This window comes from Pseudomonas fluorescens, from assembly GCF_001307155.1.
Lineage (GTDB): Bacteria > Pseudomonadota > Gammaproteobacteria > Pseudomonadales > Pseudomonadaceae > Aquipseudomonas > Aquipseudomonas helvetica.
Map to the genome: position 1 here is coordinate 616,449 of NZ_CP012830.1, position 13,779 is coordinate 630,227.

The 13,779-nt window shown below is 55.2% G+C and carries 11 protein-coding genes and 4 tRNA genes; 4 read left to right on the forward strand and 11 right to left on the reverse strand.

What is annotated here, in order from left to right; all coding sequences use genetic code 11:
* Nucleotides 1-193: 193 nt before the first annotated feature.
* The 3 genes from AO353_RS02905 to AO353_RS29500 all read right to left on the reverse strand — a co-directional run bounded on the left by AO353_RS02905 (nucleotide 194) and on the right by AO353_RS29500 (nucleotide 5,047).
* The gene (locus AO353_RS02905) at nucleotides 194-886 is read right to left on the reverse strand and encodes a sensor histidine kinase (protein ID WP_054593605.1); all 693 of its coding nucleotides are present in this window, start codon (nucleotides 884-886) and stop codon (nucleotides 194-196) included.
* Nucleotides 883-2,487, reverse strand: coding sequence for a tetratricopeptide repeat-containing response regulator (locus tag AO353_RS02910; protein WP_054593606.1), 1,605 nt, complete (start codon nucleotides 2,485-2,487; stop codon nucleotides 883-885). The genes AO353_RS02905 and AO353_RS02910 overlap by 4 nt, the downstream gene beginning before the upstream one ends.
* 1,558 nt (nucleotides 2,488-4,045) lie before the next feature.
* A complete protein-coding gene (locus AO353_RS29500; protein WP_237142959.1) occupies nucleotides 4,046-5,047 on the reverse strand; it encodes a fimbrial protein in 1,002 nt (333 codons plus the stop codon).
* 1,069 nt (nucleotides 5,048-6,116) lie between these two features.
* On the opposite strand from AO353_RS29500, the gene AO353_RS02920 reads away from it, so the two are divergent.
* Together AO353_RS02920 and AO353_RS02925 are read left to right on the forward strand one after the other, a co-directional pair.
* Nucleotides 6,117-6,737 carry a recombinase family protein gene (locus AO353_RS02920; protein ID WP_054593607.1) on the forward strand — a complete coding sequence of 207 codons (621 nt, stop codon included), beginning with the start codon at nucleotides 6,117-6,119 and terminating at the stop codon, nucleotides 6,735-6,737.
* 27 nt (nucleotides 6,738-6,764) lie between these two features.
* Nucleotides 6,765-7,535 (forward strand): DUF6680 family protein, encoded by a 771-nt coding sequence (locus tag AO353_RS02925; protein WP_146016078.1) that lies wholly within the window; start codon nucleotides 6,765-6,767, stop codon nucleotides 7,533-7,535.
* A gap of 164 nt (nucleotides 7,536-7,699) precedes the next feature.
* Here AO353_RS02925 and AO353_RS02930 read toward each other — a convergent pair.
* Nucleotides 7,700-7,776 (reverse strand) — tRNA-Arg (locus AO353_RS02930).
* A 123-nt stretch (nucleotides 7,777-7,899) separates the two neighbouring features.
* On the reverse strand, nucleotides 7,900-8,484 hold the full coding sequence (gene phnN / locus AO353_RS02935) for a phosphonate metabolism protein/1,5-bisphosphokinase (PRPP-forming) PhnN (RefSeq protein ID WP_054593609.1): 585 nt from the start codon (nucleotides 8,482-8,484) through the stop codon (nucleotides 7,900-7,902).
* A 388-nt stretch (nucleotides 8,485-8,872) separates the two neighbouring features.
* Here phnN and AO353_RS02940 point away from each other — a divergent pair, with 388 nt between their 5' ends.
* Nucleotides 8,873-9,199, forward strand: coding sequence for an Arc family DNA-binding protein (locus AO353_RS02940; protein ID WP_003178899.1), 327 nt, complete (start codon nucleotides 8,873-8,875; stop codon nucleotides 9,197-9,199).
* 165 nt (nucleotides 9,200-9,364) lie between these two features.
* Here AO353_RS02940 and mgtE read toward each other — a convergent pair whose 3' ends face one another.
* The gene (gene mgtE / locus AO353_RS02945) at nucleotides 9,365-10,807 is read right to left on the reverse strand and encodes a magnesium transporter (protein WP_054593610.1); all 1,443 of its coding nucleotides are present in this window, start codon (nucleotides 10,805-10,807) and stop codon (nucleotides 9,365-9,367) included.
* Nucleotides 10,808-11,127: 320 nt separating this feature from the next.
* Between mgtE and AO353_RS02950 the strand changes: the two genes are divergently transcribed.
* Entirely contained in the window at nucleotides 11,128-11,640 is a 513-nt protein-coding gene (locus AO353_RS02950; RefSeq protein ID WP_054593611.1) for a hypothetical protein, read from the forward strand.
* Nucleotides 11,641-11,659: 19 nt separating this feature from the next.
* On the opposite strand, the gene AO353_RS02955 is transcribed toward AO353_RS02950, so the two are convergent.
* The 5 genes from AO353_RS02955 to AO353_RS02975 form a co-directional block, all read right to left on the reverse strand.
* Nucleotides 11,660-11,736: transfer RNA gene (locus AO353_RS02955), tRNA-Arg, on the reverse strand.
* 72 nt (nucleotides 11,737-11,808) lie between these two features.
* Nucleotides 11,809-11,885: transfer RNA gene (locus tag AO353_RS02960), tRNA-Arg, on the reverse strand.
* A 107-nt stretch (nucleotides 11,886-11,992) separates the two neighbouring features.
* Nucleotides 11,993-12,083, reverse strand: a tRNA-Ser gene (locus AO353_RS02965).
* A gap of 62 nt (nucleotides 12,084-12,145) precedes the next feature.
* Nucleotides 12,146-12,334: a carbon storage regulator CsrA gene (csrA, locus tag AO353_RS02970; protein WP_003178872.1), complete on the reverse strand. Its 189-nt coding sequence runs from the start codon at nucleotides 12,332-12,334 to the stop codon at nucleotides 12,146-12,148.
* Between the two features lie 183 nt (nucleotides 12,335-12,517).
* Nucleotides 12,518-13,759: an aspartate kinase gene (locus tag AO353_RS02975; RefSeq protein ID WP_054593612.1), complete on the reverse strand. Its 1,242-nt coding sequence runs from the start codon at nucleotides 13,757-13,759 to the stop codon at nucleotides 12,518-12,520.
* Between the last annotated feature and the right edge of the window lie 20 nt (nucleotides 13,760-13,779).

A 13,779-nucleotide genomic window follows, 5' to 3' on the forward strand; every position in this document is an offset into this window, starting at 1 on the left:
TGACGCATTCAATCTCATCAATGCCCGTCAATCGTTGTGCGAGTGAACGCTGGCCATCGGTCGTCATGACTCTATCCTTGAAGTTGTGCAAGCCGCGAACGGCGACATGTACAAAATAGGCACCAGCTGTTCGGAATATCAAGCACCGGGACATAAAAATGTCCTACAAAAATGCTGCGTGCCGTGGCGGATATCAGGGCAGGTAGAGATTGAACAACCCGCCTCCCAACGGGCCGCCATTACGGATTTCAGTGCGCCCGTGCACGCCGCTGCGCTGGTGCAGTTGTGCAATACGCGCAGCGAAGTACAGACCCAGGCCGGTGCTGCCACTGGCCGGATTGATACCCTGTACGTAATCCGCCTGACGCTCGATCATCTGGTCCGGGAAACCCTCGCCGTCGTCATTGATCGACAACAGCAACTGCCCGGTTTCCTCACCGATGCTGATCAATAGCGAATGCCGGGCATGACGAATGGCATTGTTGATCGCATTGGCCAGTACCGTTCCAATCAGCTCCCGGTCGAAGAATCCGAGAGGGCTCAAGGGATCGATCTCATAAGTCACGACAATGCCGCGACTCTTGAACACGTCCTGATGAGCCGCCAACTGCGCTTCGATGAAATCGTCCAGTTCGTGATAGTCCGGACGCAACGGCAACTGGTTGACGCCGAGCTTGTAGAGCCCCAGCAACTGCACCAGCATGCCGTTCAGATGAGCGAACTCATAGTCGATCACGCCCTGCTCGGCAGTGTGCTGCTGAGCCGCAGGCAAGCGCGCAAGCCACTGTCCGTGGGCCTGCATCAGCAACGCCAGGGAGTTCTTCATGTCGTGTACGGTGGAGGCGATCACCGTGGAAAAGTCGAGCCCCTCGTCAACATCATTCATTCGCCAAACGCCTTGCTTCGCAGCTTCTGATAACGCGGATAACGCGCATCGCTCTCGGGCATCATGCCCACCATTTTCAGGCACGTACGGCACTCTTCCAGCAGCGCTGAATCGAGGCTGGCATCAGCCCCGTGCAACAGCGATTGCGCCATATTGAGGGCAATACTGATGTTCTTCGGCTGCAACAACAGCGCACCGCGAAAAAGCTCCCGCGCCTCGGGCAACGCGCCCGCCTTGTAACTGCGCACGCCCTGGCGGTTGAGATCTGCCGCCGCGTTGCCGGAGTTGAGAATCGCCGGGTCGTCGGTCTGCTGGGCAATGCCTTGCATCACCACCGGGTCGTCGCCGTAAATCTCGGCGCAGTTTTTCAACATCGAATTACCGGCGTCAGTCTGCCCCAGCATCTTCAACTGCTTGGCGACCAGCAACGCCGCTTCGGCGCTCATGAACTGCTCCATGCCATCGAGACGGGCCAGTGCTTGCTCCGTCAGCTTCTCAGCGGTTTCGGCATCGTTGAGCAGCAGACTGGTGGCTTTCATCAAGCGCGCCCGGATCTGCAGCCCCGGATCGTTGATGTTTTCCTTGGCGACGGCACTCAGGGTCTGGTTGATCTCCAGTCGAGTGCGGGTATCCAGGCCTTTTTCACTGCCTTTACTGATGAGCGCATGAGCCAGGCCAAGATTGCTTTCTGGGTCCTTGAAACGTGACTGCGCCCCCTGGGAGACCGCTTGACGATAGGCTTTCGCCGCACCTTCGAAGTCTTCGTTGGTCATCGCCAACTTGCCCAACAACGATTGCCTGCGCACCGCCAATGGCGACAGGCGAACGGCCTCTTCCAGCACATTCTGCGCAGCCTTGGTGTCGCCTTCAGCGACCAGCACATCGGCCAGTCCGTCATACAACGCCGGCATCATCGGGAAAGCCTTTAGCGCCTTTTCGTAGACGGCTTTTGCCTGAGCGATCTGGCCACGCTTGAACATCAATCGCCCCAGACCGACATAGGCCCAAGGCAATGGACGATCCGCCAGAATGCTGTTGTACAAGCGCTCCAACGCCTCATTCTGATTCATGTCGCGCAACGCATCGGCACGGTAGCGCAGGCACAGCGGCGAATAGCGCGGGTCCTGCTTGCACAGCTCGATACAGGCATTCAGGACTTCAACCGGCTTACCCCGATCCAGCGCCTGCAGAATCGGTTTGAGCAACGTCTTGCGCTGCTCCAGTCGCTCCAGCCGCTGGGCCAGGCCAGCGCGGTTGAAAGGCTTGGTCAGATACGCATCCGGCTCATGCTCGAGCGCACTAAGCACCATCGCCTGACTGCTCTCGGCGGTGACCATCAGAAACACGCTTTCATGGCTGATCAGCTTCTCGACCATCAGGTCTTCAAGCACCTGCTGACCGTTCTTCTTGCCATCGCCAAGGTGATAATCCTGCAAGATGAAGTCGTAGCGCTTCTGCGCACACATGCGCAGCGCCACCTCACCCGTGTCGGCAGTGTCGACATCCTTGACACCCAGCTCACGCAACATCGACCTGACCGAACTACGGAAATCCGAGAAATCATCGACGATCAAAAAGCTCTTTTGGTGGTACGCCAGCATCGAAGATTCCAGGCAATTAAGAAGATGAACCCAAAGACAAATGCAGGGACCAGCTCAACTTCGCCGCCCATAGGGGCGTTGCGCAGGACAACGGCCCATCGGGTTATCGGCCAGTTGTGGCGTTCCCTTATAGGTGTTGGCAAACAATTGTGGGTTTAGTCGGAGCGTTGCAAATAAGCCGTGGAAAAGTCTCAAAAAAGCCCCACCAGGTGATTCTGAACGGGGCTGTTTCGATATCGTTTTAGTAATGCAGATAGTCCACAGTGGCTCAATGCGCGATGGTCAGCTTGCCGAAATGCCGCCCACAACCTACCAAGAGCCTCCCCAGGAATTCCGAATAAGGCCGGTGAACTCTTTGAGTGTCGCGCTTGCCTTTAATGGGCAAAGTAGTTGTGGCAAGAGAACACCGCATGTCGCGCACGAGGGAGCCGTCAGGTAGTCGGTGTAATTCGGGTTACTCCCTGCGGGGTCGTACAGCACCTCCGACATTGTCCAAGGCCGGGGTAGCGAGAGACGAATAGCATAATGAACAAGCTTGGGTGCGGCGCATCGACCAGCAATGGGTGCATTCTGCACAGTGCATGAGCGAATGAAGCTCGCCGCCAGAGGGAGACCGCCAAATGACCTGCTGCCGTCATCCGGGATGTTTCCCGCTATCACCAGTGCTGGAAGGAAGCGCTTGTGATGGCCTGTGAGAGCTCCTCGGAAGGCGTTGTAGCCTGGTGTTCCATCAGCCGGCGAACAGGCGGCAACCCATTGCCCATCGTTTGAGCGAAGGACTCCGAGCATCATAGTTGGCCCGCCGATGATACAGTCGACGATCGTTCGCGCTACCTCGTAGACCTGTTGCGTCTCGTAAATGGGATGCTTTCCGCCACACGATCCGCAGGGCACATCATCTCCATAGGCCTGCCCAGTATAAGTGTCGCCCGCATCACTACCGGCGAGGCTGCGATGCACCCTCACGCCTTTCTTTCCTTGATGAATCATCGCGAACCGTCCATGCGCAACGCTAGTGGATATCGGTAAGTGTAGTGATCCAATGCAATCCAGAGTCACCCTGCAAAAGCGTAGCCCTCACAGGGCGCGGGGGCGACCATCTCGTTACACAGTCGAGTCGACCAGCAGTTCACGCAAAGACGAAGCACCGCTGGCAGCCGCAGTACCGTGTCGATGTTGCAGGAAGACGGCGAGCAATTCGGACGGTTCAGGGGCTTAGCCTGACGCAGGAGCAGGAGTCAGTCAGCAAACAACCAGGCTCACAAACCTGCAAACAAGCGATGCTCGAGCAACCCGACACTCCGATATATTGCGGGAGTTTGTTGTACCGGCCCCAATCACGGCTGGTGTGGCGCCAGCCCGCGCCGAGAAAAAACTTAACGTCGTGTCCGGGATTAGTTGACCACTACAGATCTCAAATCTGCCCCTTCTGGATTTCAAATCCGAAAGTGGGGATGGTCCAAAACTGGGTCATCGTCGGTGTGCTCAAATCTGAGCACATCAGGTGCTGGGACGTGAAGCAGGCAAAAAGCAATCGCTGCTATCGGCCCTTAGCTCGTTACAGGTAATTCACGATGAACGTTACTTCGGTGTTCGCGGTGCCGGCTTCCAGTTTGCTGCCGGCCAGGCGGTAGTAAGCGGCGGACAGCGGTATGTTGAAGCTTGTGCCTGTGGTGTTGAACCCGTCGAACGGGTAGGTAGTGTCCAGCGCGATAGGTTGTCCTGCCTCGTTCATCAGTTGCAGACCGATGCCTTTGGCCGTCGAGCCGGCGCTCAGTGCGACGATGCCCTTTTGCGCGTCGATGACCTGGGTGGTGGCCTTAAGTGAATAGGTCACCTTTTTGATACCGCGCTGGCATTGGTTCAAGGCGAGGTTGAATTTGATCGTCCGAGGGGTATCGCCGCTCTTGTTGAATTCGTCCAGGCGATAGTCGTCGCCCATTTGAACCGACACTGCCGGGGTCTGGCAGGAGGCCGTATTTAGGATAATGGGATTGATCAGATAAAATTTGTTAAACACTGCGCTACCGGCTTGGTATTGGCCCAGATAGCCAGCGGGAACACTGTTTTCCGATGCCAATTCACTCGACTTGATGATTTCAAGTCGGTAATTAGTGGCGGGCACACTCCAGTTTCCGTTAGAAAGGTCCATGCGCGCCGCCTCTAGGTACCCTATGTCGTCGCCTATTCGGAATGAGAGCCCAGTTTTACCCAAAGGAAAGGTACTGCCGCTGGTCACGCTACCCCCCAGTGCCGGGTTCAGGACAAAGCCATAGAGTGTCGGGGCGCCACAATTGAACCGCTGATACTCCGCGCTAATGATCTCCTGGTAAATAACAGTGCCGATGGGTGCATCCTGAGGGACTGTCAGGCCTTCCGTCAGTTTGCTCCCGTAGTTCATGGTGATGGTCTTGTAGCCGCTGTAGAAGTGGCAGTCCGCAGGTGCTTCCGATGAAAATACAATCGCCATTACGGCAGCGACGCTCAGCAGAGGGCGCAGTCGGCTCTGCATTCTTGAAAGTTTCATATTGATATCGATACAGAATAGCGGGGCGATCATCTTATGGGATCTCTAAAGGCCGTGCACATAAGACACTTCTTAAAACGTCGAACGCTGCAATCCTAATCCCCTCAAATCTGAGTGCATTACCGCGCGCTTAACTACTTTGCATCCAGGCAATATACCCACCGATACCTCCTAAGGCAGACCAAGTGATCTACCATTGAATGGAGTAGCAGATGAATATCGCGAAAATAGGGAAATCGGCGAAACATTTCGCCTATCTCGTGCTTCGAATTGGCCGACTCCGCAAAAGTGTGGAGTCGTCCTCCACTCATAACGTTAACCCACCGTTATCTAACGTTAGCCAGGCCTGACAGCAGGCTGGAGCAGGTGGTAAATGTGACGATGGCTCACATTTGAGCCATCCGGAGCAAAGTGGGATTTCCTCACTTTGCCCTAACTACCTACCCGGAAACAGGGAATCTAAGTGCGTCACAACGGCGGCTTGTGATACGGGAAAATCCCGCATCTACCGGGTGCCGTTCGGAATAACACCCTCCCAGTTGCATCCCGGCTGGTTTTACGAGCAGATCGTAAAACCCCTTTGGCGAAAGGGCGAACTACCTAGGATTTCTCTGTGGTTCGAAAATCCCACCGATCAGGGGTACTTCCCCAGCGGGGGATCATCCAGATTCGGCTGCATCAGCCTGGCCGAGATCACACGAATATCCGTGGCATCTTTTCCGCGACACGTTTTCAGAATTCGCGAAACGTGTCGCGATACCTGCCCTACCGAAATGGGAGGTCAGGTCGTTGTCCGGAAATCGGACTTCAAGCCAATTCCCACCAACGGTGGATATTCCTCAAATTGAGGATTAGCCCCTGCTCGCTCCTGCATCGGATTCATCCCCCACTGGGGGTTGGATGGATTTGAGATCCGACCAACTTCCTCAGGTTGAAGGTGGACGACTGAACCGAAAACTCGGCCCTGTATCACTTTGCCTACCTCTGACTTACTGCAACAAAAACGCCCTCCTCGATCCGCTGCAAACCAACTATTTCAGTCCCATTTAATCCGGTTACGTGTAGCACTTTATGTGCACCCTAACTGATACAGGCACCAATCATGTTCATCCGCGCATACCTCCGAGCATCGACCGAAGAGCAGGACGCCAGCCGCGCCCGGAAATCGCTCGAGCAGTTCGCCAGCGATCACAACAAGGTCATTGCAAGTGTGTACCTGGAGAATGCCAGCGGCGCGACCGCAGACCGGCCTGAGCTGCTGCGTCTGCTCAAAGATGCGCGTAAGGGTGATGTGTTGCTGGTGGAGTCGATAGACCGCCTCTCACGCCTTCCTGTGGAGGACTGGCAGAAGCTCAAGGCTGCGATTGACTCCAAGGGGCTGCGAATCGTCGCGCTCGACCTGCCAACGAGCCACCAGGGGATGCAGGACACCAAAGGCGACGAGTTCACCGGGCGGATGCTGGGAGCGATCAACTCAATGTTGGTGGAAATGATGGCCGCCATCGCCCGCAAGGATTACGAGCAGCGCCGTGAGCGCCAGGCGCAGGGCATCGAGAAGGCCAAGGCCGCCGGAAAGTACCAGGGCCGGCCGGTGGACGCCGATCTGCACAAGCGCGTGACTGAGTTGCTCGCTGCGGGCCTGGGCATCCGAGCGACGGCACGGCACGCAAGCTGCTCGACCACTACCGTCCTTAGGATCAGGGATCAGATCGCCTTAGTCTAAAAAGCAAAATTGGACGATCACAAATAAATGCTTTTGGCTTTGCCTTGGCGTGCGACAGAAAATACACATATTCTCAAAGCCGCACTCGGCAAGTGCTGTCGAGCCATCTTCCCCAACCTTGCGGAAAAAAGAATGGAAGCAAACTGGGTTTTCGGAATCGGTACGATCGTTGCCACGTTGCTTGGGCCGATCCTAGCGGTTCAAGCACAGAAGTATCTTGAGCGCGTGAATGAGTCCAGAAACCAAAAAAACTGGATATTTAGCACGTTGATGGCAACTCGAGCCGCAAGGCTCTCACCCGATCATGTTCGAGCGTTGAATATGATTGATCTTGCGTTCAACGGAGGCCGCTCAAACCGCCGGAAGGCCTCAGAAACAGACGTTTTGGATACCTGGCGTGACTACCTGGAGCACCTTACGTCGACGGTAAACGAGGACAACGCGGAAAGGTGGGTCGAGAAGCAGCAAGAGCTTTTGATTTTAATGTTGAGTGCAATGGCCACGGATCTAAATCTTCGGTATGACCGGGTCCTTCTACGAAACGGAGCCTACATTCCAAAGGGCCATACAGATCTTGAACTCGACCAGCAAAAGCTAAGGCACTATGCAATTGAAGTCCTGTCCGGGCAGCAACCGATTAGCATGAACGTGACCGGTTTCCCTTTTAGTGAGGAAATGACAAATTCCCAGCTAAAGTTGCAGGAAGGTCTCTTTGATGTTCTTGCTGGGCAAGGTCACCTGAAAATTCGAATAGAGCCCGGAAGCACAGCGGAGACTGACGAGAAGGCTCCCGCCTAACTTGTTGTCAGCTCGTCGGCCGGCAAAGGTTGATCAATTGTCGTTAACTAAAAAGCCCCATCAGATTGATTCTGAGTGGGGCTTATTTTTGGCCTGCTGCTGCCACCCTGCTGTCACGGAGAAATGAAGCTGTCAGGAGAATGGCTTGAAAGGCCTGAATTATATGGTGTCCCAGGGCAGGTTCGAACTGCCAACCTTCCCCTTAGGAGGGGGATGCTCTATCCAATTGAGCTACTGAGACACATGCCGGCCGCAAGGACATGCGGCGCGATGGACGGCGTGCATGTTAACGGGCAGGCCCGGTTTTGTCATGTCGTCTGTAAGGCTTATTAAGTGTAGGCAAACGCCAGCTTCGATCACGGGCTTAGATTCGATCGGCTTTTGCGCTGATACCCTCTTGCACCAATAGAGCCAGCAAATTGTCGACGGCAGTGGAAAGCTCGCCAGAATTGTCCAACCGAAAGATCCCTTCCGGATCTTCCTGAGCGGCGTCCATTAAAAACAGGGCATTGCGCTCAAGTCGGGCTTCGATTTCCTCAGCGCTCTCGCGCCCTCGCCGCTCAAGACGTTTGCGCAGGGCATCGGTTTTTACCGTCAGCACTATGGGCAACAACGACGGATAACGTGCCATGGCTTCAGACAAATGCCCTCTTGAGCCGTTGATCAGTACATGGCGACCGTCACTTAACCAGCTATCGATCTCTGCCGGAATGCCGTAATCCAGCCCATTGGCCCGCCAGCACAGTGCAAAACCGCCTTCGTGCCTCATTTGAGCGAATTGCTCCCTGGAAACACTCAAAGCGTCTTCGCCGACCGATTCAGCCGACCGGGTAATCACCCTGCGCACCACAACGCAATCAAGGCCAAGCAAAGAGTCGCGGGCCGCATCGATCAGGCTGTCTTTGCCGGAGCCGGACGGCCCCATCAAATAAATAAGTCTGCCGTGCATCCCTATATCACCTCCATTGCGTGCTCGCCCTAGTAAATCGGCCATTTGCCACTATTCTGTATCTTGTAAGGAACGAAGATCGTTTCCGCATAGCATGCACGCTCAGGGGCGCCCAAGCACGCACCTGTCGGGCAAAGAGGACGCGGTCAGATGTACGGGCCCGGTAAGTGTTTTCAAACCAGTCCGCATTTCTGATAATTGGTGCTGGCATAACGCCTGCTTCCAGTTCAATATTTGTCACAGAATTGACGCCAATGATCTGGCAATTTTGAGGCATGATGCGGGCCTCATATCAATTCAGGTTGAACATTTGGCGACGAGGCTTGTCCTACATGACATCCTGCGGCCAATTCCGAGAACCGCTCCCCTGAACTAACCGGTTAAATATATGCGCCCATTGAAACAGGCAATTTATTCCAGCCGTACGGCTGACAAGTTCGTCGTACGTCTGCCAGACGGGATGCGTGAACGCATTGCCGAGGTGGCTCGCAATCATCACCGCAGCATGAATTCCGAGATCATCGCCCGTCTTGAGCAGAGTCTTATTCAGGAAGGCGCGCTGGGCGAAGAATTGAGCATGCGCCTGGACAGCCCCGAGCTGTCATTGCACGAACGCGAACTGCTTCAACGTTTCCGTCAACTCTCCCACCGCCAGCAAAACGCACTGGTTTCGCTGATTGCCCACGACGCTGAAATGGCCGCAGACGCCTCCTGATTGCATCCCGTAAGCTCTAGCCAGCCATGTGCTGGCTTTTTTTTGCCTGAAATTCAGCCAATCACCTACTCAACGGCAAGCTCAGTTGCCATCGACATAACGCTAATAGATTGAAAAATGAAGGTGCGCGGCCTGCTGGTTTGAGCAAGACCGCACACTAGAAACTCAGAGCAGGAAGATTGTCGCCAGCCCGAGGAAGATGAAGAAGCCACCGCTGTCGGTCATGGCCGTAATCATGACACTCGCGCCCATCGCCGGGTCGCGCCCAAAGCGCGCCAGGGTCATCGGAATCAAAACCCCCATCAACGCCGCCAGCAACAGGTTCAAGGTCATGGCCGCAGTCATCACCACGCCCAGCGACCAACTGCCGTACAGCATGTAAGACACCACGCCGATTACCCCACCCCAGACCAGGCCATTGATCAAACCAACCGCCAGCTCCTTGCGCATGAGACGCGAGGTATTACCGGTACTGACCTGATCAAGCGCCATCGCACGAACGATCATGGTAATCGTCTGGTTGCCGGAGTTACCGCCAATACCGGCAACGATCGGCATCAACGCTGCCAGAGCCACCAGCTTCTCGATAGAACCTTCGAACAAACCGATTACCCGCGATGCAACAAATGCGGTAATCAGGTTGATCGCCAGCCAGGCCCAGCGGTTGCGCAAGGATTTCCAGACTGACGCGAAAATATCTTCCTCTTCACGCAGACCCGCCATGTTGAGAACTTCGCTTTCGCTCTCTTCACGAATCAGGTCGACCATCTCGTCGATGGTCAGACGACCAATGAGTTTGTCGTTCTTGTCGACCACCGGGGCCGAAATCAAGTCGTAACGTTCAAAAGCCTGTGCGGCATCGTAGGCGTCTTCATCCGGGTGAAAACTCACCGGATCGCTGGCCATGACTTCCGAAACCTGCTTGTCTGGATCGTTGACCAGCAGTCGCTTGATTGGCAGCACACCCTTGAGCACGCCATCGTAGTCAACCACGAACAGCTTGTCGGTATGGCCTGGCAGCTCTTTGAGGCGACGCAAGTAACGCAGAACCACTTCAAGACTGACATCCTCGCGGATCGTCACCATCTCGAAGTCCATCAATGCACCGACCTGTTCCTCGTCATAGGACAACGCGGAGCGAACGCGCTCACGCTGTTGGCTATCAAGGGTTTCCATCAGCTCGTGGACGACGTCTCGCGGCAGCTCGGGGGCCAGGTCAGCAAGTTCGTCGGCGTCCATCTCCTTGGCCGCCGCCAGGAGCTCGTGATCGTCCATGTCGGCGATCAGGGTTTCACGAACCGAGTCGGATACTTCAAGCAGAATGTCGCCGTCGCGCTCGGCCTTGACCAACTGCCAGACAGTCAGACGCTCGGCAAGCGGCAAGGCTTCAAGAATGTAGGCAACGTCGGCGGAGTGCAGATCATCGAGCTTGCGTTGCAACTCGACGAGGTTTTGCCGGTGGACCAGGTTCTCGACCAGGTCGTGATGATGACCTTCCTGGCGATGAGTCAGGTCTTCGACCACTCGCTGGCGATGCAGCAGCTCAACGACTTGAGCAAGGCGGTCTTGCAGGCTTTCTTGCGTTTTCTTTACTTCAACTTCGGTCATAGGCGAACTCCACTCCCAGCAGCGGGGCACGCCGGAAGGATCAATCAGTCAATTCATGATTGGTAAAACGGGGTACTGAGCAACTACTGGGTAAGTCCATGGAGGTATTCCACAAGCCCCGGCGGGGCTGACGGGCGCAATCATACACCGCATGAGGGTTTTAAACGTTAAAAAAACCAGCCTGAAACAAGCGCTTGCGAGATAAACCCGAGCGCTGTCCGCGTCCCTGAAACTGCGACGACTCATCCTGAAAAGAAAACACACCCCCACTGAGAAATGTACTGACTACCCTTGATCGTGACCGTCATGGAGGACGCCCAATGCCCAGGAAAACACTCACAGCCCTGTTGATCACCCTGCTTTGCCCGCCTCTACTGGCCACTGCAATGACTGTGCATCGATGTGAAGACGCTGAGGGCCGCATCACTTACACGACGCTGAGCTGCCCTCCTGGAGAGGCACTGTCGCGACAGAACATTTACAACCCAAGCGTTTTCAAATTCGAGGCAATACTCCCCGGCGCCAACCACCAGGAAACATCAGGAATTAAAAGCACACCGAGAGATCCGGTCGTTATCGGCCAAATGAATGACAAATGCGCAAACGTGCTCAGCGCCAAGGAGCGTCGCGAAGCGATCATCAATCAGCGGATCGTTCCCGGCATGAGCCAGCAGGACGTTGAAAGTGCGCTAGGTAAACCTGACAAGGTCAGCATTCGAAACGCGACGACGAATTATCGCTACGACAGCAAGAAAGGTCGAAGCGCGCAAATCGTGTTCGATGAGAAGGGATGCGTAAAAGGCAAATCCCAGACAGCAAAAAGCCCGCGTTAGACGCAGGCTTTTTGGTGTTTGGTGCACTCGACAGGATTCGAACCTGTGACCGCTCGGTTCGTAGCCGAGTACTCTATCCAGCTGAGCTACGAGTGCAATTTGTGTTTTTAGACCAGATCACAACTGGTTGAAGCCAGGTTACTTGCATTACTGCAAAAAACCCTTAAATGGTGCACTCGACAGGATTCGAACCTGTGACCGCTCGGTTCGTAGCCGAGTACTCTATCCAGCTGAGCTACGAGTGCATTTGTTGCCGCGCATTATAGGCCGTTAAATCTTTTTGTAAAGCACTTTTTCTAGTAATTTCAACAACTTACCGAAGAAGCCAGATTACAACGTACTAAATAAATAATGGCGGAGAACGGGGGATTCGAACCCCCGACACCCTTTTGAGGTGTACTCCCTTAGCAGGGGAGCGCCTTCGGCCACTCGGCCAGCTCTCCGCAACACGGGGCGTATCTTAACCAACCTTTTCCCCGTTTGCAAACATAAAAAACGATAAAAATTAATGGCTTGGTTCGTCGTCCTTCTCTTTCTTGATCCGCAGGTAGATTTCCTCACGGTGAACAGCCACCTCTTTAGGCGCGTTAACGCCAATACGCACTTGATTTCCTTTGACGCCGAGCACGGTCACAGTGATTTCGCCATCACCAATAATCAGGCTTTCTGCGCACCGACGAGTCAGAATCAGCATACCTTTCTCCTCACGCATTTCATTTCAGGGACAACAGTCTGCAAAAAAAAGGCGTTCGACCTACAACCGGAACGATCGTAGCCCTACACGCCTAAGTATTGACCAGCACGAGCAAAAGAACAGATTTCAGTCGCGCCACTCAAAAAACAAAGGGCGCGGTCAGACCGCGCCCTTAGCGGAGCATCACTCGCCCTGGCGGGCCGGTGCGTCCAGTTCGAAAGCTGTGTGCAGAGCGCGCACAGCCAATTCCAGGTACTTCTCTTCGATCACTACGGAAACCTTGATTTCCGAAGTCGAGATCATCTGGATGTTGATGGTTTCTTTAGCCAGAGCCTCGAACATGCGGCTGGCAACGCCTGCGTGAGAACGCATGCCAACGCCGACGATCGACACCTTGGCGATCTTGGTGTCGCCAACGACTTCACGGGCACCGATCTCGCGAGCGGTGTTCTCCAGCACGGTCTGCGCCGCCTGGTAGTCGTTGCGGTGCACAGTGAAGGTGAAGTCGGTGGTGTTATCGTGCGCAACGTTCTGCACGATCATGTCGACTTCGATGTTCGCGGCGCTGATCGGGCCGAGAATCTTGAAGGCCACGCCCGGGGTGTCTGGCACGCCACGGATGGTCAGCTTGGCTTCATCGCGGTTAAAAGCGATGCCGGAAATGATCGGCTGTTCCATGGATTCCTCTTCATCAATAGTAATGAGGGTACCCGGACCCTCCTTGAAGCTGTGCAGTACGCGCAGCGGAACGTTGTACTTACCGGCGAATTCGACCGCGCGGATCTGCAACACCTTGGAGCCGAGGCTGGCCATTTCCAGCATCTCTTCAAAGGTGATCTTGTCCAGGCGCTGAGCCACGGACACCACGCGCGGGTCGGTGGTGTAGACGCCGTCGACATCCGTGTAGATCTGGCATTCATCAGCCTTCAGGGCCGCTGCCAGCGCCACGCCGGTGGTGTCGGAACCGCCACGACCAAGGGTGGTGATGTTGCCGTGCTCGTCGACGCCCTGGAAACCGGCAACGACAACCACGCGACCGGCCTTCAGGTCACCGCGAATCTTCTGGTCATCAATCTGCAAGATACGCGCTTTATTGTGCGCGCTATCCGTCAGAATCCGTACCTGGTTGCCGGTGTACGACACCGCCGGTACGCCGCGCTTGATCAGCGCCATGGCCAGCAGTGCAATCGTCACCTGCTCACCGGTGGAGACGATGACATCCAGCTCACGCGGAACCGGTTGATCGCCGCCACTGATTTGCTTGGCCAGATCGATCAGACGGTTGGTCTCGCCGCTCATTGCAGACAGCACGACCACCAGGTCATCGCCGGCCTCGCGGAATTTCTTAACCTTGTCGGCGACCTGCTCGATTCTCTCGACAGTGCCGACTGAGGTGCCTCCAAATTTCTGTACGATCAAAGCCATTTCAAAGCCGCCTCAGCCCA

Excerpts from the sequence above, each read along its gene's own strand:
- csrA (WP_003178872.1), bottom strand. The coding sequence starts at position 12,334 with ATGCTGATTCTGACTCGTCGGTGCGCAGAAAGCCTGATTATTGGTGAT.
- AO353_RS02950 (WP_054593611.1), top strand. The coding sequence starts at position 11,128 with ATGCCCAGGAAAACACTCACAGCCCTGTTGATCACCCTGCTTTGCCCG.
- AO353_RS02975 (WP_054593612.1), bottom strand. The coding sequence starts at position 13,759 with ATGGCTTTGATCGTACAGAAATTTGGAGGCACCTCAGTCGGCACTGTC.
- phnN (WP_054593609.1), bottom strand. The coding sequence starts at position 8,484 with ATGCACGGCAGACTTATTTATTTGATGGGGCCGTCCGGCTCCGGCAAA.
- AO353_RS02940 (WP_003178899.1), top strand. The coding sequence starts at position 8,873 with ATGCGCCCATTGAAACAGGCAATTTATTCCAGCCGTACGGCTGACAAG.
- AO353_RS02925 (WP_146016078.1), top strand. The coding sequence starts at position 6,765 with ATGCTTTTGGCTTTGCCTTGGCGTGCGACAGAAAATACACATATTCTC.
- mgtE (WP_054593610.1), bottom strand. The coding sequence starts at position 10,807 with ATGACCGAAGTTGAAGTAAAGAAAACGCAAGAAAGCCTGCAAGACCGC.
- AO353_RS02910 (WP_054593606.1), bottom strand. The coding sequence starts at position 2,487 with ATGCTGGCGTACCACCAAAAGAGCTTTTTGATCGTCGATGATTTCTCG.
- AO353_RS02905 (WP_054593605.1), bottom strand. The coding sequence starts at position 886 with ATGAATGATGTTGACGAGGGGCTCGACTTTTCCACGGTGATCGCCTCC.
- AO353_RS02920 (WP_054593607.1), top strand. The coding sequence starts at position 6,117 with ATGTTCATCCGCGCATACCTCCGAGCATCGACCGAAGAGCAGGACGCC.
- AO353_RS29500 (WP_237142959.1), bottom strand. The coding sequence starts at position 5,047 with ATGATCGCCCCGCTATTCTGTATCGATATCAATATGAAACTTTCAAGA.